General features: G+C 72.8%; 18 protein-coding genes. 11 read left to right on the top strand and 7 right to left on the bottom strand.

Annotated features, from left to right (window positions below; all coding sequences use genetic code 11):
• The first annotated feature begins 67 nt into the window (after positions 1–67).
• The 3 genes from IF73_RS0119445 to IF73_RS0119455 all read left to right on the top strand — a co-directional run bounded on the left by IF73_RS0119445 (position 68) and on the right by IF73_RS0119455 (position 3,483).
• Positions 68–1,885: a bifunctional metallophosphatase/5'-nucleotidase gene (locus IF73_RS0119445; RefSeq protein WP_031009671.1), complete on the top strand. Its 1,818-nt coding sequence runs from the start codon at positions 68–70 to the stop codon at positions 1,883–1,885.
• A gap of 117 nt (positions 1,886–2,002) precedes the next feature.
• The gene (locus IF73_RS0119450; RefSeq protein ID WP_031009672.1) at positions 2,003–2,863 is read left to right on the top strand and encodes a phosphatidylinositol-specific phospholipase C; all 861 of its coding nucleotides are present in this window, start codon (positions 2,003–2,005) and stop codon (positions 2,861–2,863) included.
• Between the two features lie 50 nt (positions 2,864–2,913).
• Positions 2,914–3,483 carry a DUF664 domain-containing protein gene (locus tag IF73_RS0119455; RefSeq protein WP_031009674.1) on the top strand — a complete coding sequence of 190 codons (570 nt, stop codon included), beginning with the start codon at positions 2,914–2,916 and terminating at the stop codon, positions 3,481–3,483.
• Positions 3,484–3,492: 9 nt separating this feature from the next.
• Here the strand turns inward: IF73_RS0119455 and IF73_RS0119460 are convergent, their stop codons facing one another.
• The 5 genes from IF73_RS0119460 to IF73_RS0119480 all read right to left on the bottom strand — a co-directional run bounded on the left by IF73_RS0119460 (position 3,493) and on the right by IF73_RS0119480 (position 8,762).
• Complete coding sequence (locus IF73_RS0119460) at positions 3,493–4,896, bottom strand: sensor histidine kinase (protein WP_031009680.1); 1,404 nt, start codon at positions 4,894–4,896, stop codon at positions 3,493–3,495.
• Positions 4,893–5,627, bottom strand: a complete 735-nt coding sequence (locus IF73_RS0119465; RefSeq protein WP_031009692.1) for a response regulator transcription factor — start codon at positions 5,625–5,627, stop codon at positions 4,893–4,895. The genes IF73_RS0119460 and IF73_RS0119465 overlap by 4 nt, the downstream gene beginning before the upstream one ends.
• 20 nt (positions 5,628–5,647) lie before the next feature.
• The gene (locus tag IF73_RS0119470) at positions 5,648–6,742 is read right to left on the bottom strand and encodes a S1C family serine protease (protein WP_031009694.1); all 1,095 of its coding nucleotides are present in this window, start codon (positions 6,740–6,742) and stop codon (positions 5,648–5,650) included.
• Between the two features lie 109 nt (positions 6,743–6,851).
• Positions 6,852–7,874, bottom strand: a complete 1,023-nt coding sequence (locus tag IF73_RS0119475) for a LacI family DNA-binding transcriptional regulator (protein WP_031009696.1) — start codon at positions 7,872–7,874, stop codon at positions 6,852–6,854.
• A gap of 72 nt (positions 7,875–7,946) precedes the next feature.
• Positions 7,947–8,762: a response regulator transcription factor gene (locus tag IF73_RS0119480; protein ID WP_031009698.1), complete on the bottom strand. Its 816-nt coding sequence runs from the start codon at positions 8,760–8,762 to the stop codon at positions 7,947–7,949.
• A 245-nt stretch (positions 8,763–9,007) separates the two neighbouring features.
• On the opposite strand from IF73_RS0119480, the gene IF73_RS0119485 reads away from it, so the two are divergent.
• From IF73_RS0119485 to IF73_RS0119520, 8 genes are all read left to right on the top strand, one after another.
• On the top strand, positions 9,008–9,814 hold the full coding sequence (locus tag IF73_RS0119485) for an alpha/beta fold hydrolase (protein ID WP_051717023.1): 807 nt from the start codon (positions 9,008–9,010) through the stop codon (positions 9,812–9,814).
• Positions 9,815–9,859: 45 nt separating this feature from the next.
• Positions 9,860–10,114 carry a MoaD/ThiS family protein gene (locus tag IF73_RS0119490; RefSeq protein ID WP_031009700.1) on the top strand — a complete coding sequence of 85 codons (255 nt, stop codon included), beginning with the start codon at positions 9,860–9,862 and terminating at the stop codon, positions 10,112–10,114.
• A complete protein-coding gene (locus tag IF73_RS0119495) occupies positions 10,050–11,276 on the top strand; it encodes a hypothetical protein (protein WP_420706567.1) in 1,227 nt (408 codons plus the stop codon). Before IF73_RS0119490 ends, IF73_RS0119495 begins: the two co-directional genes overlap by 65 nt.
• A 124-nt stretch (positions 11,277–11,400) precedes the next feature.
• Positions 11,401–12,087, top strand: a complete 687-nt coding sequence (locus IF73_RS0119500) for a DUF2993 domain-containing protein (RefSeq protein ID WP_031009704.1) — start codon at positions 11,401–11,403, stop codon at positions 12,085–12,087.
• Between the two features lie 430 nt (positions 12,088–12,517).
• Complete coding sequence (locus IF73_RS0119505; protein ID WP_031009707.1) at positions 12,518–13,363, top strand: sulfurtransferase; 846 nt, start codon at positions 12,518–12,520, stop codon at positions 13,361–13,363.
• Between the two features lie 36 nt (positions 13,364–13,399).
• Positions 13,400–13,690 (top strand): DUF1416 domain-containing protein, encoded by a 291-nt coding sequence (locus IF73_RS0119510; protein ID WP_031009709.1) that lies wholly within the window; start codon positions 13,400–13,402, stop codon positions 13,688–13,690.
• Positions 13,691–13,912: 222 nt separating this feature from the next.
• Entirely contained in the window at positions 13,913–15,679 is a 1,767-nt protein-coding gene (locus tag IF73_RS0119515; protein ID WP_051717024.1) for a hypothetical protein, read from the top strand.
• A 54-nt stretch (positions 15,680–15,733) separates the two neighbouring features.
• Positions 15,734–15,994, top strand: a complete 261-nt coding sequence (locus tag IF73_RS0119520; protein ID WP_031009713.1) for a DUF3099 domain-containing protein — start codon at positions 15,734–15,736, stop codon at positions 15,992–15,994.
• 13 nt (positions 15,995–16,007) lie between these two features.
• Here IF73_RS0119520 and IF73_RS0119525 read toward each other — a convergent pair whose 3' ends face one another.
• Complete coding sequence (locus IF73_RS0119525) at positions 16,008–16,550, bottom strand: hypothetical protein (protein ID WP_158822056.1); 543 nt, start codon at positions 16,548–16,550, stop codon at positions 16,008–16,010.
• 92 nt (positions 16,551–16,642) lie between these two features.
• Positions 16,643–17,005: a DsrE family protein gene (locus tag IF73_RS0119530; RefSeq protein ID WP_031009718.1), complete on the bottom strand. Its 363-nt coding sequence runs from the start codon at positions 17,003–17,005 to the stop codon at positions 16,643–16,645.
• Positions 17,006–17,088 lie beyond the last annotated feature (83 nt).

A 17,088-nucleotide genomic window follows, 5' to 3' on the forward strand; every position in this document is an offset into this window, starting at 1 on the left:
GTCCGCAGGACGCAGGAACGATCAAAGCCGCGAATCGGGGCAAGGGGAAAAGGGGATCACGGGAGAGATGGCAGTGAACGGCAGGAAGAGCAAGACCAAGCGGCGGATTCTGGCCGCCGGCGCGGGGCTGGCGACGGTCGGGGCGCTCGTCGCCGCGATGCCGGCGGGCGCCTCGCAGGACGCGGCCGACGCCGCCGCGGGCGGGACGAACGGCAAGGGCTGGGGCCGGATGGTCGACGTCCAGCTGCTGTCCTTCAACGACCTGCACGGCAATCTGGAGCCGCCGACCGGCTCCTCGGGTCGGCTCACGCGCCTCAAGGAGGACGGCACGACCGAGACGATCAACGGCGTCGGCGGCGCCGAGTACCTGGCCACGCACCTGGAGCAGGCGCGCGCGGGTCACCGGTACTCCATCACGGCCGCCGCCGGTGACATGATCGGCGCCTCGCCGCTGCTCTCCGGGCTCTTCCACGACGAGCCCACCATCGAGGCGCTGAACGAGATGAAGCTCGACGTGAGCTCGGTCGGCAACCACGAGTTCGACGAGGGCGCGCGCGAGCTGGCCCGCATACAGAACGGCGGCTGCCACCCGGTCGAGGGCTGTTTCGAGGAGGGCAAGACCTTCGAGGGGGCGAACTTCCCCTACCTCGCGGCCAACGTGACGGACGAGAAGAGCGGCAAGCCGCTGCTCGATCCGTACTTCGTCTGGGAGAAGGACGGGGTCAGGATCGGCTTCATCGGCGTCACGCTGGAGGGCACGGCGAACATCGTCTCCGCCGAGGGCATCAAGGGCCTGAAGTTCGGCGACGAGGTCGAGACGATCAACAAGTACGCCAAGGTGCTGGAGCGCAAGGGCGTGAAGTCGATCGTCGCGCTGCTCCACGAGGGCGGCGCGCCCGCCTCCGGTGCGTACAACTACGACTGCGACACCCCGGGTGCCGGCGCCGGCATCTCCGGCCCGATCGTCGAGATCGCGAAGAACATCACCCCGCAGGTCGACGCGCTGGTCACGGGCCACACCCACCAGGCGTACGCGTGCACCGTCCCGGACCCGTCGGGCAAGCCGCGCACGGTCACCTCGGCGGCCTCCTTCGGCCGGCTCTACACCGACACGACGCTCACCTACGACCGTCGCACGAAGGACATCGTCCGCACCGCGGTCGCCTCCGCCAACCACGTCGTCACCCGTGACGTGGAGCCGGCCTCGGCGATCAGCAGCCTGATCAAGCGCTGGAACGTTCTTGCCGCGCCGATCGCGGACCGTCCCGTCGGCCACATCGCCACCACGATCGAGAACCCGACCGACGCGGGCGTCTACGAGAAGCCGCTGGGCAACCTGATCGCCGACGCGCAGCTGGCGGGCATGGCCCCGGCCGACAAGGGCGGCGCCCAGCTCGCGCTGATGAACCCGGGCGGCGTCCGTGCGCCGCTGACCAAGCGGGACAACGGCGTGGTGACCTACCGCGACGCGTACACCGTCCAGCCGTTCACCAACATGATGACGGCGGTCGACCTGACCGGCGCCCAGCTCATCACCGCGCTCCAGCAGCAGGTCAGCGGTGCCAATCTGGCGTCCCCGAAGATCCTCCAGGTGTCGAAGAACTTCAGCTACACCCTGGACATGACGAAGACGGGCGCCGACCGGATCGTGGTCGACTCGGTGCGGCTGAACGGTGAGCCGATCGACCCGTCGAAGAGCTACCGGGTCGCGATGAACGAGTTCCTCACGGGCGGCGGCGACGGCTTCCCGGTGCTCGCCACCGGTACGAACAAGCTGGTCGGCGCGTCGGACCTCGACCTCTTCATCGCCTACCTGACGGCCAACTCCTCGGCCGCCCAGCCGCTCCAGGCCCCGGCGACCGGCCGCATCACGGTCGTCAAGTGACGCCGGAGGTTCCCTGAGGGGTCGTCCCCCGCCGCACAGGCGGGGGACGACCCCTTCTCCTTCATGCCCGGCGGCACCCTGGCGCAAGTTGACGCGGACCTGTCATCATCCGGTCCCATGGAGCGACGACGCTTTCTCACCGGGGCCCTGGGGGCCGGAGCCGCCCTGCTCGCCGGCGCCCCCGCGGCACGGGCCGCCGCCGTCGACACGCGCGCGTGGATGGCGGCGCACGGGGACGGCACCGCGCTCGCGCGGCTCACCATCCCGGGGACGCACGACTCGGGGGCCCGGTTCGGCGGCCCCTGGAGCGAATGCCAGAACACCACCATCGCGCAGCAACTGGACAGCGGCGTCCGCTTCCTCGACGTCCGCTGCCGCGTCACCGGCGGCTCCTTCGCCATCCACCACGGGGCCTCGTACCAGAACATGATGTTCGGCGACGTCCTCGTCGCCTGCCGCGACTTCCTCGCCGCGCACCCCACCGAGACCGTGCTCATGCGGGTCAAGCAGGAGTACTCCGAGGAGTCCGACGCCACCTTCCGGGCCGTCTTCGACGACTACCTCGACCGGCGCGGCTGGCGGTCCCTCTTCCGGATCGGCGACACGCTCCCGCTCCTCGGCGAGGCCCGCGGCCGGGTCGTGCTGCTCGCCGACAACGGCGGACTGCCCGGCCTGCGATGGGCGGACTCCCGGTACTTCGCCGTCCAGGACGACTGGAACGCCCTGCCCGACGCCAAGTACCCGAAGATCCAGTCCCACTTCCGCGCCGCCGTCGCGCAGCCCGGCCCGCTGTACGTGAACTTCGTCAGCACCTCCGCCTACCTGCCGCCCCGCTGGAACTCCGACCGGCTCAACCCCTGGGTCCACGGCTTCCTCGACAGCGCCGAACTGGCCGGCCGCACCGGCCTCGGCATCGTGCCCCTGGACTTCCCCGCCACCCGCGCCGGGCTGGTGGAGGCGCTGCTCCGGCACAACTGAGGGCGGCGATCCGCTGGCCGCGGACCGCGCCGCCGTACGACCATGCCCGCATGGAGACCAGCGAGACGGACATCCGACGGTGGACGACCTCCACCGTCCACACCGACATGTGGGCCGACCCCGACGACGATCCGCGCGAGGGCGGCGGTACGGGGGTGACCGACGAGCGCGGCGCCCTCCTCGACGCCCTGCGGCACTTCCGGCTCACCCTGGAGCTGAAGTGCGAGGGCCTGGACGCCGAGCAGCTCGCCCGCCGCTCCGTCCCGCCCTCCACCATGTCGCTGCTCGGCCTGATCCGGCACATGGCCGAGGACGAACGCCACTTCCGCCGCCTCGCCGGCGAGGACGCGCCCCGGATCTACCGCACCCCGGACGACCGCGAGGCCGACTGGACCGGCGCCGTGCCCGACCCGGCCGTCGTCGAGGAGGCCCGCCGCCGCTGGAAGGAGGAGGCGGAGGCGACCGACCGCTTCCTCGCCGCCGCGCCGGACCTCGGCGCGGCGCTTCCCGACGGGGGCCTGCTGCGCGAACTCCTCACCATGCAGATCACCGAATACGCCCGCCACTGCGGCCACGCGGACCTCCTCCGCGAACGGGTGGACGGCCGCGTCGGCCAGTAGGGCCGCCCCTCAGCCCGCCACCTCCGGCGGAGGGGTCGGGGCGCCCGGGAAGGTCAGGGTGGCGCGGGTGCCGCCGCCCTCCGCCGGCGCGAGGGTCGCCGCGCCGCCCGTCTGCCTCATCGTGCGGGCGACGATCGACAGGCCCAGGCCCGAGCCGGGGAGGCTGCGCGCGGACGGGGAGCGCCAGAAGCGGTCGAAGACGTGGGGGAGTTCGTCGGGGGCGATGCCCGGACCGTGGTCGCGGACCGTCAGCTCGCCCCGCATCAGCGTCACCTCGACCGTCCCGCGCGGCGGCGAGAACTTCACCGCGTTGTCCAGGACGTTGACCAGGGCCCGCTCCAGGGCGGCCGGCTCCGCCCGGACGTACCAGGGCGCCAGGTCGGTGGTGAAGGTCAGCTCCGGGCCGCGCAGCCGCGCCCGGTCGAGCGCCGAGCGCAGCACCTTGTGGAGGGGGACCACCTCCAGGGGGCCGGGGCGCACCGCGTCCGGGCGGGCCAGTTCCTGGAGGTCGCCGATGAGCGCGGCCAGTTCCGTCATCTGCGCCTTCACCGAGGCCATGAGGGCCCGCCGGTCCTCCGGCGGGATCGCGCGGCCGGTCTCCTCGCTGCGGGCGAGCAGTTCGATGTTGGTGCGCAGGGACGTCAGCGGGGTGCGCAGCTCGTGCCCCGCGTCCGCGATCAGCCGCGCCTGCCGGTCCCGCGAGGTCGCCAGCGCCGCCGTCATCTGGTTGAAGGCCCGCGACAGGCGGGCGATCTCGTCCTCGCCCTCGGCGGGGATCCGTACCGTCAGGTCCTCCGTCGCGGCCACGTGCTCCACCGCCCCGGTGAGCCGGTGCACCGGCTCCAGGCCGGTCCTGGCCACCCACAGCCCGGCCGCGCCGGCGCCGACGACGCCGATGCCGGAGACGAGCAGCAGCACCCAGCCGAGGGTGGAGAGGGAGTTGTCGATCTCGGCGAGCGGGCGGGCGACCGAGACGGCGAGGCCGGGCTGCCTCGGCTGCGGGTAGGTGTAGACGCGCATCTCGCGCCCGTCCGCGTCCTTCGCCGTGTGCAGGAGGTACGCGAGCGTGCCTCGGGCCACCGCCAGGTCGCCCTCCCCGGCCGGGATGGCCGCCTCGCCGGAGGTGCAGACGCCGCCGGTCGCGTCGATGATCTGGACGGTGAAGCCGGCGGCCGGCGGCGGTTCCTGGTCCGCCTGGCACAGCCGGATCAGGTTCTGGACCGCCAGCGGGTCGAGCCGGGTGTTGCGCAGCGCCGCGTCCATCTCGCTCTCCAGCTGCGCCCGGGTCACGAACCAGCAGGCCGCGGAGACGGCCGCGACCGCGACGGCCACCGCGAAGGCGGTCAGGAGGGCGAGGCGGGAGCGCAGCGGCCGGGAGCGGAACCAGGCCAGGGGGGTGCGGGGGCGGGTCATTCGGTCGCGCCTCCGCCGCGCAGCACGTATCCGACCCCGCGCACGGTGTGGACCAGGCGCGGTTCGCCGCCCGCCTCGGTCTTGCGCCGCAGGTACATCACGTACACGTCCAGCGAGTTCGAGCTCGGCTCGAAGTCGAAGCCCCACACGGCCTTGAGGATCTGCTCGCGGGTGAGGACCTGCCGGGGGTGCGCCAGGAACATCTCCAGGAGCGTGAACTCGGTGCGGGTCAGCTCGACGGGCCGTCCGGCGCGGGTGACCTCGCGGGTCGCCAGGTCCATCCGCAGGTCCTCGAAGGCGAGCACGTCGGCGGGTTCGGCGGCGGAGGCCGCGGGGACGGCGTACGAGCTGCGGCGCAGCAGGGCGCGGATGCGGGCGAAGAGCTCGTCGAGCTCGAAGGGCTTCACCAGGTAGTCGTCGGCGCCCGCGTCGAGGCCGGTGACCCGGTCGCCGACGGTGTCGCGGGCGGTCAGCATCAGGATGGGCACGGTGGAGCCGGCGGCCCGGATCCGGCGGGCCGCCGTGAGCCCGTCCATGCGGGGCATCTGCACGTCCAGGACGACGAGGTCGGGGGCGTACGACTCCATGGCGGCGAGCGCGTCGACCCCGTCGACGGCCTCCCGGGTCGCGTACCCCTCGAAGGCGAGGGAGCGCCGCAGGGCCTCCCGGACGGCGGGTTCGTCGTCGACGATGAGGATGCGTTCGGTTGCGTTCGGCTGCCCGCTGCTCATGGGGTCAGCGTCCCATGCGTTCAGCTCTGGCCGCCCGACCGGAGGGCGTCGAGGTCGGCCTTGAGGGTGTTCACCGGGATGGCGAATCCGAGGCCCACGCTGCCGGCCGTGGAACCGCTCGAAGAACTGGGCGAATACATGGCCGAATTGATCCCGATGATCTCGCCGTTCATATTGATCAGCGCGCCGCCGGAATTCCCCGGGTTGAGGGAGGCGTCGGTCTGGATCGCCTTGTACGTGGTCTTGGAGCTGCCGGTGTCGCCGTTGAACTGCTGTCCGCCGAACTCGAACGGCCAGCCCTGCCGCGGGTCCCACTGCCGCTGCGTGTCCTGGGAGTCGGCGCCCCCGGCGTCCTCGGTGTCCTTCGCGACCGTGACGTCCCGGTCGAGCGCGGAGACGATGCCGCTGGTGACGGTGCCGGTGAGGCCCTCGGGGGAGCCGATGGCGACGACCTCGTCGCCGACCTTCACCCGGGACGAGTCGCCGAGGGTGGCGGCCTTCAGCCCGGAGGCGTCCTTCAGCTTGATCAGGGCGAGGTCCTTGTCGGGGTCCCTGCCGACGACCTCGGCCTGGTAGGTCCTGCCGTCGCTGGTCCGGACGGTGATCTCGGAGGCGCCGGAGATCACGTGGTTGTTGGTGACGATCTCGCCGTCGCCGGTGATGATCACGCCGGAGCCGGTGGAGGCGCCTGAGGTGGAGCGCGCGGAGATCTCCACGATCGACGGGGAGACGGCCTCGGCGACCCCGGCGACCGTGCCGGTGCTGCTCGCGGAGACGTTGGTGCCGGTCACCGCGGAGGAGGACGCGGCGGTGACGGGCGCGGGCGAGGTCAGCTGCTGCACGAGGGTCGCGGTGCCGCCGCCGATCGCCGCCGCGGCGATGGCGACGGCCGCCATCAGGCCCACGCCGCGCTTGGCGCGCCGGCGGGAGACGGGTGCGGCGGCGGGTGCCGGGCCGGCCGTCGCGTACGGCGGCTCGGCCGGGGGAGGGGTGTACCCGCCGCCGGATCCGGACGGCCACACGGTGGTGCCCGGCTCGGTGGTGATCGGCCGCGTCGGCTCGAACGGCGGGCGCGGCGGGTAGTACGGCTGCTGGGGCTGCTGGTGGTCCGTCATGGCTCTGATGCTCGGCCCGGCAGATGAGAACGGTCTGAGGACCGGCTGAGAAGCCCGACAGAACCCTGTATGCCCGAAATAAAGAGCAGGGGGAAGGGGGTGGGGCCGGTCAGTGGCAGCCGCAGGACCGGCGGACCACCAGCGCCGACGGGAACTGCTTCACGCGCTCGCGGCGGGAGCCCGAGACGCGGACCGAGTCGTCGAGGACCAGGTCCACGGCGGCCCGCGCCATCGCCGGCCGGTCGGAGTAGACGGTGGTCAGCGGCGGATCGGTGAGCGCCGCCTCCTTCACGTCGTCGAAGCCCGCCACCGCCAGCTCGCCCGGCACGTCGATCCGCAGCTCGCGGGCGGCCCGCAGCACGCCGAACGCCTGGTCGTCGGTGGAGCAGAAGATCGCCGGCGGCCGGTCCGGGCCCGCCAGCAGCTTCAGGGCCACCTGGTAGGCGTCGTACCGGTTGTACGGGGCCTCGAAGAGCCGGCCCTCGACCGACCGGCCGGCCTCCTGCATGGCGCGCCGCCAGCCCTCGACGTGGTCGGCGACCGGGTCGCCGACGGCGGGGGTGTTGGGGACGCCGCCGAGGCAGGCCACGTACGGGTGACCGTGCTCCAGGAGGTGCCGGGTGGCGAGCTGGGCGCCGCCGATGTCGTCGGTCACGACGGCCACGTCGTCGATCGCCTCGGGCCGCTCGTGCAGCAGCACCACGCGCGCGTCCCACGCCTCGATCTCGCTCGCGGCCTGCTCGCTCATGCCCTGGCTGACCAGGATCAGCCCGGAGACCCGCATGCCGAGGAAGGCCCGCAGATAGTGGATCTCGCGCTCGGTGCGGTAGTCGGAGTTGCCGACGAGGACCATCTTCCCGCGCTCGGCGGCGGCCTGCTCGACCGCGTGTGCCATCTCCGCGAAGAAGGGCTGGCGCGCGTCCGGGACGATCATGCCTATGAGGTCGGTGCGGCGGGACGCCATCGCCTGGGCCACCCGGTCGGGCCGGTAGCCCAGCTCCTTGATGGCGGCGAGGACACGCTCGCGCGTGGCCGGGGCGACCGGCCGGGGTCCGTTGTTGATGACGTAGCTCACGACCGCGGTCGAAGTACCCGCCAGTCGCGCTACGTCATCCCGCGTCACCTTGGCCACGCGCGGAAGTCTACGCGGGGTGACCTACCTACCGGCAGGTCGCCCTGTGTCATACGCCACGTTACCGTCCCCCTAACGGGTCGTGTCGGCCGTGGCGCCCTTGACTCCGGCGCCCGTACGGGCCTCCTCCCGGGCGTCCTGCCCCGCTTCCGCCCCCTTCGTCCCGCCGGATTCGCCGGCCTCCTTGGCCCGCGCCTCCTCGGCGGCCCGCTCCACCTTCTCCGGGGTGACGAAGCGGTATCCCACGTTGCGGACGGTGCCGATCAGCGACTCGTGCTCCGGCCCGAGCTTCGCGCGCAGCCGCCGCACATGGACGTCGACCGTCCGGGTGCCGCCGAAGTAGTCGTACCCCCACACCTCCTGGAGCAGCTGCGCCCGGGTGAAGACCCGGCCCGGGTGCTGCGCGAGGTACTTGAGGAGCTCGAACTCCTTGAAGGTCAGGTCCAGGACCCGGCCCTTCAGCTTGGCGCTGTACGTGGCCTCGTCCACCGACAGGTCGCCGTTGCGGATCTCCATCGGGGAGTCGTCCGCGACGATCTGCTGCCGCCCCAGGGCGAGCCGCAGCCGCGCCTCGACCTCGGCGGGACCCGCGGTGTCGAGCAGGACGTCGTCGATGCCCCAGTCCGCGGTGACGGCCGCCAGACCGCCCTCCGTGACCACCAGGACCAGCGGACAGCCGGGGCCGGTGGAGCGCAGCAGCTGGCAGAGCGAGCGGACCTGCGGCAGGTCCCGCCGCCCGTCGACGAGGATCACGTCCGCGCCCGGGGTGTCCACCAGCGCGGGCCCCTCGGCCGGGGCCACCCGCACGTTGTGCAGCAGCAGACCGAGCGCCGGAAGCACCTCGGTCGACGGCTGGAGGGCGTTGGTCAGGAGCAGCAGAGAACTCATCGCGACACCCCACCTGCCTGCTTCGTCGGCTTCGTCGGTCGGTCGTGTTTCGTACGCTCGTCCATGACTCGGTTCCTCCTCGGTCCCTGCGAGGACGTCTGCGGTACTGCGTGCGGTACTGCGGTCTCACGTGCTGCTCCCGCGCCCCGAGAGCTTTTGTTCATCCGTCCGTAACAACGGCCGGAAAACGCAAAAGGACCCGGTGGCGACGTCGCCCGGATCCTCTGCCTAGGAGAATAGCCCACATGAGTTCCGAGGCCGAGGGCCGATTTCACATGATGGATGTTTCCTCGCTCACTTCCGGACCTCGCCGCGCAATGCTGCGGACGGAGGACGGCGTCCGCATCGAGGCGCTCCACGAACCCTTCCCGGCCAGTGTCGCCGACACGGCCGTCGTCGTCGCGCACGGTTTCACCGGTTCCCTCGACCGGCCCGCCGTCCGCCGCGCCGCCGGAGTCCTCGGCCGGCACGCGGCCGCCGTCGTCACCTTCTCCTTCCGCGGCCACGGCGGATCCGGCGGCCTCTCCACCGTCGGCGACCGCGAGGTCCTCGACCTCGCCGCCGCCGTCCGCTGGGCCCGCCAACAGGGCCACGCGCGCGTGGCGACCGTCGGCTTCTCCATGGGCGGCTCCGTCGTCCTCCGCCAGGCCGCCCTGGACCGCGGCACCGACGCCGCGCCCGACGCGGTCGCCGCCGTCTCCGCCCCCGCCCGCTGGTACTACCGGGGGACGGCCCCGATGCGCCGCGTCCACTGGGTGGTCACCCGCCCGGCCGGCCGGCTCGTCGGCCGGTACGGGTTCCGCACCCGCATCGACCACCGCGGCTGGGACCCCGTCCCCCTCTCGCCCGTGGAGGCGGCCGCGCGGATCGCGCCGACCCCGCTGCTCGTCGTCCACGGCGACCGCGACGCCTACTTCCCCCTCGACCACCCGCGGACCCTGGCCGCCGCCGGGGACGCGGAGCTGTGGCTGGAGCCCGGCATGGGCCACGCGGAGAACGCCGCCGGCGAGGAGCTGCTCGACCGGCTCGGCGCCTGGCTCGTCCGCCGATAGCCCATCATGGTGAGCGGCGCGCACACGAACGAAGGGAGCGCCGCTATGGCAGCGGGAACCATCCGCTACTGGGCCGCGGCCAAGGCCGCCGCGGGGGTCGCCGAGGAGCCGTACACCGCCGAGACCCTCGCCGAGGCCCTGGACGCGGCCCGCGCGAACCACCCGGGCGAGCTGGTCCGGGTCCTCCAGCGGTGCTCATTCCTCGTCGACGGCGACCCGGTCGGGACCCGCGGCCATGAGACGGTACGGCTTGCCGAGGGCGGCACGGTCGAGGTGCTCCCCCCGTTCGCAGGAGGGTGAACCCCACAGCATGAGCAACGAGCAGCAGTACGGCGGGCAGCCGTACGACCCGAACGCGTACGACCCCTCGGTCACCCAGACCTGGGAGGGCCAGACCTGGGACACCACGTACCAGCCGGCGGTCCGCCCGGAGGACGCGTACGGGTACCAGGCCGCCGCCCAGCAGGCGCAGAGCCCGCAGCCGTACGCATACCCCCAGGAGGCGTACCCCCAGCAGGCGTACGCCCCGGAGGCGTACGGGCAGCCCCGGCAGCCGTACGCGCAGCCGGAGCCGTACGACCCGCCCCAGGCGTACGCCGCCGCTCCGGTGCCCGCCCCCGCGCCCGCCCCCGCGCCCGTCGAGGCGTCCGCGGAGGCCCCCGACGGCCCCGCGTACTCCTCGCCGACCACCTCCGGGAACGCCCGGATCACCGACGCCCAGCGCGCACGTGCCGAGGGCCGGTCGCCGATCATCGAGCCCGGGATGCAGCCGGCCGCCCTGACGGCCGTCCTCGCCCTGCTGCTCGCCGGCGGCGCCGCGCTCGGCCCGTACGGCCTCCTGCTGCCGCTGGTCGCGCTCCAGGGACTCACCGCCGCCGGCTGGTTCCGGCTCAACGGCATGTGGCCCGCCCGGCAGGGCATCGCGCTCGCCTTCCTCGGCGGGCTCGTCGCCGACGCCGCCCTGCTCGCCGCCGGCCGCGAGCACGCCGCCCCCGCGATCCTCGGCACCCTCGGCGTCTGGGTCCTGCTCAGCCTGGTCCTCCAGCTCCGCAGCCACGCCGACCCCGACGAGCGGATGTACGGCCTCATGGCCACCGTCGCCTCCGCGGCGCTCACCGTCCTCGCCGCCGGACACCTCGGCGCCGAGCCGGACGCGGTGGTGGCCGGCTCGGTCGCCGTCGCCGCGACCGTCCTCGCCCGCGCGCTCCCGCTGCCCGGACCCGTCTCGCTCGTCGTCTCGCTGCTCGCCGCCGCCGGCGCGGGCATCGCCGCCGGCACCCTGACCGGCATGGGCGCCGCCGGGGCGCTGCTCGGCCTCGCCACCGGCGTCTGCGCCCTCGTCGGCCTGCGGACGGCCAGCTACGACTACCCGTCCCGCTTCGTGCACATGACGGCCGGCGTGGCCCTGCCGCTGACGGCGGCCGCGCCCGCCGTGTACCTTCTCGGCCGCGCCCTGGTCTGAGCGGCCGCCGGATCCCGGTCCGGCCGCACCCGCCCGGGGTTCCGGGAACCACCCGGCCCCCCGACACGTCGATCTTCGTGTCGGGGGGCCGGCACACATCTTCGGCAATGGGGGAAAGTCAGCCATGCGAGCACTGCGGATCCTGCTGGTCGTGGCTGTCGTGCTGGGCGGGATCCTGGTCGGCGGCGACCGGCTGGCCGCCGCCTGGGCGGAGTCGGAGGTCGCCGGGCGGGCCTCGCTCGCCGGCGGTCGTACCGAGTCCGTCGAGGTGGACATCAAGGGCTTCCCCTTCCTCACCCAGGCCGCCGACAAGCGCTTCGGCGAGGTCGAGGTGGTCGCCCGCGGCGTCCACACCCAGGCCGGCGGCAAGCCCGTCCGGATCGGCGAGCTCACCGTCGACCTGCGGGACGTGGTCGTGACCGGCGACTGGACCGGCGTCCGGGCCGGCTCGGCGACCGGGACGGCGCTCATCTCGTACGCGGACCTGGTCGCCGCCTCGGAGCGCGCGACCGCCATGGAGTACGGCGGCCCCGGCAAGGTGAAGGTGACGGGCAGCGTCGCGGTCCTGGGCCGCAAGGTGACCCGTACGGTCGTCTCCTCGGTCAGCCTGGTCGGCGGCGACACCATCAAGGTCCGCGCCGACGAGGTGCCCGGCGAGGGCATCCCCCTCCTGGAGGACATGATCCGCGAGCGCACCGACTTCGAGCGCCCGCTCGGCCGCGTCGCCGGCATGCGGGTCTCCAAGGTCGAGCCGCGCCCCGAGGGCCTGGCGGTCACCGTGACCGGCCAAGACGTCGCCATCGCGGGCTGAACCGACCCCGCTTTCACATACTGAGACGACCGCGTCCGGTCCGCAGAAACGCGGGCTCGGACGGCCTGCCCAGGGGGCTCCGGAGTCGTCTCCGACCCCTCTCAGGTCTCACGATCCGGATGATCGCGTCTCATCATGCGACACGCCGGTGACACGGTCGCCTGTCCGTCCCTACGATCGACGGCATGAAGCGACAGGCGGAACTCACGAAGCGGCGGGCAGTAGACCTGTGCCGCATCGCCGCCATGCTCTGTCGCTCCGTCTGAGCGGGACGCGCTCCGCGCCCGTATTCCGCAGGCCCGCCGACCCCCGAGGTCGGGGCCGCACCGCGCAGCACGACGCCGTCGGGCGCCTCGCCCCGACGCGCACCCGCACATGCAGCACCACCCCCGCACCACACCGCCGCACACTGCCCCGGAGGAGAAACAGCATGGCTCGCAGCGACGTACTGGTCGACGCCGACTGGGTCGAGGCCAACCTCGACAACCCGGCCGTCGCGATCGTCGAGGTCGACGAGGACACCGCCGCCTACGACAAGAACCACATCCGCAACGCCATCCGGATCGACTGGACGAAGGACCTCCAGGACCCGGTCCGCCGTGACTTCATCGACCAGGAGGGCTTCGAGAAGCTCCTCTCGGCCAAGGGCATCGGCAACGACACCACGGTCGTCCTCTACGGCGGCAACAACAACTGGTTCGCCTCGTACGCCTACTGGTACTTCAAGCTCTACGGCCACCAGGACGTCAAGCTCCTCGACGGCGGCCGCAAGAAGTGGGAGCTCGACTCCCGCGACCTGGTCGACGGCTCCGAGGTCCCGAACCGCCCGGCCACCCAGTACAAGGCCCAGGCCCAGGACGTCTCCATCCGCGCCTTCCGCGACGACGTCGTGGCCGCGATCGGCACCCAGAACCTGGTCGACGTCCGGTCGCCCGACGAGTTCTCCGGCAAGCTGCTCGCCCCGGCCCACCTCCCGCAGGAGCAGTCGCAGCGCCCGGGCCACGTCCCGACCGCCCGCAACATCCCGTGGTCGAAGAACGCCAACGACGACGGCACCTTCAAGTCCGACGAAGACCTCAAGGCCCTCTACGAGGCCGAGCAGGTCGACCTGGCGAAGGACACCGTCGCCTACTGCCGCATCGGTGAGCGCTCCGCGCTGACCTGGTTCGTCCTGCACGAGCTCCTCGAGGTCCCGAACGTCAAGAACTACGACGGCTCGTGGACCGAGTACGGCTCCCTCGTGGGCGTGCCGATCGAGCTCGGCGCCAACAAGTAACAGCCTCCCCTTCGCGACAGGACAGGACCCAAGAACATGTGTGGAGCACCGATCGGCGGCCCCGACGTCAGCACGCTCAAGCCCGGCGAGACGGCCATCCAGGGCCAGGTGACCAAGGACGGCGAGCCCGTCACCGGTTACGTCCGCCTCCTGGACTCCTCCGGCGAGTTCACGGCCGAGGTCCCCACCTCCGCCACCGGCCAGTTCCGCTTCTACGCGGCCACCGGCGAGTGGACCCTCCGCGCCCTCGTCCCCGGCGCCCAGGCCGACCGCAAGGTCGTCGTCACCGAGACGGGCAGCCTGACGGACGTCGCCATCGCCGTCTAGTCCCTCACGCGCCCCTCGCACCGCTCGGCGCCAGGGGCGCCTCCCGGGCTTCGCGCCGCTGCGCCGGCCTCCGTCCGTCGGAGCCGGTGCGGCGGGAAGCCTCGCCCACTGGCCGAAGGGCCGCACATTTCTGGGGGTTGGACGCCCTGTGCGGCCCTTCGTGCCGTTCCCGGTCCGATGATTCGATCGACCGTGTGACCTTCGTGCGCCCGGCTCGTTGAGATGTTCGACGAGCGGGTGATCGGGGGTGAGGGCATGGCCGAGCGTTCGGCGTCCGGCCTGCGGGTGCTCGCTCCGCCGCGTGTGGTCGTCCCGACCGGTGCGCTGACCGTGCGGACCCGGCTGCGGCTGTCGGACCGTGACGCCGTGATCCTTCGTGAGCTGGCGCAGTACCTTTCCCGGCTCGCCGCCCGCGACCTGGCTGAGCGGGTGGCCTTGGGCGCCCGCCACACCGCCGCCGACTTCGCCCGCCGCAAGCGCGAGCTGACGGCCCTCACCTCCTCCCGGTGGGCGGGCACGATCACCCGTCGTTCGAACGAGCAATGGCAGCTGGCCCGAAGGGCGCAGGCGGCCCACCTCACGCAACTCGCCGCCGAGATCGAAGCGATCGAAAGGCGGCTCGTCGCGCCTGTCGGCAGGCGCGACGAAGCCACTCGAGCCAAGGGCTACCCGACGCGGCGCGTGCGCGCGGCCAAGCAGCAGCGGCTTCAGGTCCTTCGGGCGCGCGTGTCCCGGGTCGCGGCGGACGCTGCGGCAGGGCGGGTCCACGTCGTGCGCGGGGGCAGGGATCTGCTGCACAGCCGTCTCCATCTGGACCGGTCGGGGTGGACGCTGGAGCAATGGCACGACCGCTGGTGGCAGGCGCGGAACCGGATCGAGGCGGACGGCGAGGCCGGGAAGACGTACGGGAACCAGTCTCTGAGGGTGGGACCGGACGGCGTCGTCGTGGTGAAGCTTCCTCCGTCGCTTGCCGAGAGGCACCGGGAGCACTGTGACCGCTTCGGCCGCTACACCCTGGACGCCCGCTGTCGCTTCGCCTACCGGGCCGAAGAGTGGCGGGCTCAGGTCGAGGCGCACCGGGCGGTCGGTTACACCGTCCGGTTCGACGGCGGCCGCTGTTATCTGGCCGCCTCGTTCACGCCGGTGGAAGCCGGACCGCCGAGGGGCCCGAACGATGAGCCGCTGATGGCGTCGGCGCTGGCCGGCGGGGTGCTGGGAATCGACCAGAACGTGGACCATCTCGCCGTCTGGCGGCTGGACGCGCACGGGAACCCGGTGGGGCGACCTGTCCGGATCGACGCTGATGACCGAGGGCCGGCGTCCCGGCGTGACGCGCAGGTGAGACGGGTCTGCAGCGAACTCATCGGGGCGGCCAGGAGGGTCGGCGTGACGGCCCTGGTCGTCGAGGACCTCGGGTTCGACACCGGCCGGGAGCGGCGCGGGTGGGCAGGGCGGGCGGGGCGGCGACTCCGGTCGTTGGTGGCCGGCACGCCCACTGCGCGTTTCGTTTCCCGGCTGGTGGCCATGGCCCACAGGGCCGGGCTGGCGGTGATCGTGGTGGATCCCGCGTACACGAGCCGGTGGGGTGCGCAGCACTGGCAGCGGAGTACGAGTACGACACGAGTGAAGACGTCCCGGCACGAGGCTTCGGCCGTCGTGATCGGGAGGCGCGGCCAGGGGCTGGGCGCGCGGCGCAGGGCAGAGAAGTCCGTACCCCGCGGGAAGACGGAAGAGGTCGGGCGGTCGCGCGCCGAGGCGCGCCGCCAGGCTGGTACGGAGAGCCATCGCCCGGCCGCGCACGACAGTGGACCCGGTTTCCTCCGCGCGCAGAGGACCGCCGACCGTCCGGAGGACGGCGCACGGGATGCGCCCCGCCGACGGACGCGGACAGCGGTCCAGGCTGCCCAGGACCGTTCGGGGCAGCCCGCCGGGAGCGCATTCATCCCGGTGACCAGGGACGGTTGGACGCCATCACCAGGACCGACTTGAGGCACGGTCCTTCGGCTTCTTTCCGGGTCCGGGGTGCGGTCGTACGCTGAAGGTGTGTACGCACGGCGTCGGCGCGTCTACTTCTGGATGATGGGTGCCTGCCTGGTGCTTTTCGTGGGCGCCTGGGCCGTCGTGCGGCTGTTCTCGATGCCCGTCGCCATCGGGATGTGCGTCGTCGCCATGGTCATCCCGCCGGTCGCCGCGATGGTGGCGAACCGGCGGGGGCCCGAGGACCGGTGGTGGGACGACCCGTCCGGCGACCGGCAGTCCGACGAGTGGTGGGACGAGCTCGACGGGAAGAAGCGCCGGGAGTAGCGGCGGCGGGGCGTCAGCGAAACCAGGCGCGGGACTCCGGCTGGTTGGGGCGGACCAGGGCCAGGATCGTCAGGCCGGTCCAGGCGATCGCGAAGATCGACACGCCGAACACCAGATACCCGAACGGCAGCGACACCCAGCCGTAGGCGAGGGCCGAGATCCGTACGCCCGGCAGTCGGGTGGGGAACCTGACCGCGGTGGCCACGCCCCAGCCGGCCACCGCCATGAACAGGACGCCGTAGAACTCGACCGTGCCCGAGTGGAGCTCCGGCGCGTCGTCCTCCCACATCCGCGCCGCGATCTCGGCGCTGTGGGTGAGCACCCAGACGGCGAGCAGGGCCTGCAGGCCGGCCAGCACCATCAGCAGTGTGCGGAGACCGCGTACCGGCGGGGGCATCGGCACGCCGCCCGGGGGGTACGGGGGGAGGTCGGGCGGCTGCGCGGGCCCGCCGCCCGCCCGGGCGCGGTCCCACGGCCGCTCGTCGTCGGGCCGTCCTGTGCCGTTCCGCTCCACCGTGGCCTCCCCCGCCTCGCCCGGAACCGCCTGCGCACGCACGTGTGCGCCATGGTGGGCGATCCGCCGGGAGGAGTCCAGGGGGAGTTCAGGGGGAGTTCAGGCCGGGATCCGTACCCGAACCGGCGGCGGGATCAGTAGACGAGGGCCTGGGTGTCGTCGGCCAGGGCCTCCTGGACGAAGACCTGGGCACCGGCGATGCGGACGCCGTCCAGGACGTCCTTCTCGGTGATCTCGCGGCGGGCCGCGCACTGCGTGCACAGGGTGATCCGGCCGGCCGCCAGGATCGAGTCGACGAGGTCCGGCAGCGGCGCCGCGTGCGGCAGCTCGAACTCGGCCGCCCTGCCGGGGAGGGCGAACCAGGAGGACTCGCCGGTCAGCCAGAGCGACACCTCGACACCGCTCGCGACGGCGACGGCCGCCACGGTGAATGCCTGGGAGCAGCGTTCGGGGGCGTCGGCCCCGGCGGTCACCTTGATCACGAGCTTCTTGGCCATATACCGAACTGTAATGCGAGGGGCTGCAACTTCATGCACCCCTCACGGGTCAGGTGGGTGCGCGGATATCGGAATCCGCCCTT

It is taken from the genome of Streptomyces sp. NRRL F-5727 (assembly GCF_000719555.1).
Classification (GTDB): domain Bacteria; phylum Actinomycetota; class Actinomycetes; order Streptomycetales; family Streptomycetaceae; genus Streptomyces.

Bases quoted from the DNA above. Each gene is read 5' to 3' on its own strand.
- IF73_RS0119485 (WP_051717023.1), top strand. From the start codon at position 9,008: ATGAGTTCCGAGGCCGAGGGCCGATTTCACATGATGGATGTTTCCTCG.
- IF73_RS0119490 (WP_031009700.1), top strand. From the start codon at position 9,860: ATGGCAGCGGGAACCATCCGCTACTGGGCCGCGGCCAAGGCCGCCGCG.
- IF73_RS0119455 (WP_031009674.1), top strand. From the start codon at position 2,914: ATGGAGACCAGCGAGACGGACATCCGACGGTGGACGACCTCCACCGTC.
- IF73_RS0119505 (WP_031009707.1), top strand. From the start codon at position 12,518: ATGGCTCGCAGCGACGTACTGGTCGACGCCGACTGGGTCGAGGCCAAC.
- IF73_RS0119450 (WP_031009672.1), top strand. From the start codon at position 2,003: ATGGAGCGACGACGCTTTCTCACCGGGGCCCTGGGGGCCGGAGCCGCC.
- IF73_RS0119465 (WP_031009692.1), bottom strand. From the start codon at position 5,627: ATGAGCAGCGGGCAGCCGAACGCAACCGAACGCATCCTCATCGTCGAC.
- IF73_RS0119530 (WP_031009718.1), bottom strand. From the start codon at position 17,005: ATGGCCAAGAAGCTCGTGATCAAGGTGACCGCCGGGGCCGACGCCCCC.
- IF73_RS0119510 (WP_031009709.1), top strand. From the start codon at position 13,400: ATGTGTGGAGCACCGATCGGCGGCCCCGACGTCAGCACGCTCAAGCCC.
- IF73_RS0119445 (WP_031009671.1), top strand. From the start codon at position 68: ATGGCAGTGAACGGCAGGAAGAGCAAGACCAAGCGGCGGATTCTGGCC.
- IF73_RS0119470 (WP_031009694.1), bottom strand. From the start codon at position 6,742: ATGACGGACCACCAGCAGCCCCAGCAGCCGTACTACCCGCCGCGCCCG.
- IF73_RS0119460 (WP_031009680.1), bottom strand. From the start codon at position 4,896: ATGACCCGCCCCCGCACCCCCCTGGCCTGGTTCCGCTCCCGGCCGCTG.
- IF73_RS0119480 (WP_031009698.1), bottom strand. From the start codon at position 8,762: ATGAGTTCTCTGCTGCTCCTGACCAACGCCCTCCAGCCGTCGACCGAG.
- IF73_RS0119495 (WP_420706567.1), top strand. From the start codon at position 10,050: ATGAGACGGTACGGCTTGCCGAGGGCGGCACGGTCGAGGTGCTCCCCC.
- IF73_RS0119515 (WP_051717024.1), top strand. From the start codon at position 13,913: ATGTTCGACGAGCGGGTGATCGGGGGTGAGGGCATGGCCGAGCGTTCG.
- IF73_RS0119500 (WP_031009704.1), top strand. From the start codon at position 11,401: ATGCGAGCACTGCGGATCCTGCTGGTCGTGGCTGTCGTGCTGGGCGGG.